The organism is Ascidiimonas meishanensis (genome assembly GCF_037782385.1).
GTDB lineage: Bacteria > Bacteroidota > Bacteroidia > Flavobacteriales > Flavobacteriaceae > Ascidiimonas > Ascidiimonas meishanensis.
The window spans coordinates 1-941 of record NZ_JBBEXD010000048.1 but is presented as its reverse complement, the minus strand read 5'-3'; the positions used below and the strand labels follow the sequence as shown (position 1 = coordinate 941).

At 44.3% G+C, this 941-nt stretch carries 1 protein-coding gene; it reads left to right on the top strand.

What is annotated here, in order from left to right; translation table 11 throughout:
- The coding region (locus WBG07_RS19355; protein ID WP_340203779.1) for a condensation domain-containing protein at window positions 1–941 on the top strand (941 nt) is incomplete at both ends.

The following is a 941-nucleotide window of genomic DNA, read 5'->3' as shown; positions in this document are numbered from 1 at the left end:
CAGAAGCGGATGTACTTTTTGTATGAGTTTGACCGGATGTCAACGGCTTATAACATGCCTGGCGTGTTTACGATTGATGCGCGTTTAGATGTTGAAAGACTAAAAGAAGCCTTTCATGCCCTTGTAGAGAGACATGAGAGTTTACGAACACAGTTTGTATTAGAAGGCGGTCATGTGTTTCAACGCATTGTACCGGCATCAGATTTTAGTGTGATAGAATACCATTCCTCTCAATCAACGGCTGATAGTTTAATAGATAGCTTTATGCGCCCTTTTGATCTGGCGAACGAGTATCCATTTAGAGCGGGTCTTATCCATTTAGAAGAAGGGGGTTACATCCTTGTTTTTGATATGCATCATATTATCAGTGATGGGGTGTCACATGAGATCTTACTGAATGATTTCTGGTGTTTGTACCGAGGAGAGACTTTACCTGAGTTACCACTGCAGTACCGAGATTATGCGGAGTGGCAGCAGAGCGAAGCGCAGGCCTCACTGGTAGCCTCTCATAAAGCATACTGGCTGGATGTTTTCAGTGAAGAAGTAAACGTATTGGAACTTCCTACCGATTATCCAAGACCCTTGGTAAAGAGCGATCGTGGCGCTACCAGCAGTTTTCATTTAGAGCCTGTGATGATTGATGGGCTACGCGAGCTTTCCAAGGATTCTGGAGTAACGATGTACATGCTATTTTTAGCTGCGTACAATGTACTATTAAGCAAGTTGAGCAATACCGAAGATGTGGTAGTAGGGACACCTACTTCTGGGAGGCATCATGCGGATCTGGAAGCAATGGTGGGTATGTTTGTCAACACCCTTGCGCTTCGCAATGAGGTTCCGGGGTCTGCCCGCTTTTTAGACTTTTTACAACACGTAAAACAGCACACCCTTTCTGCATTTGATCATCAGTTATACCAATATGAAGATCTGGTAGAAGCCCT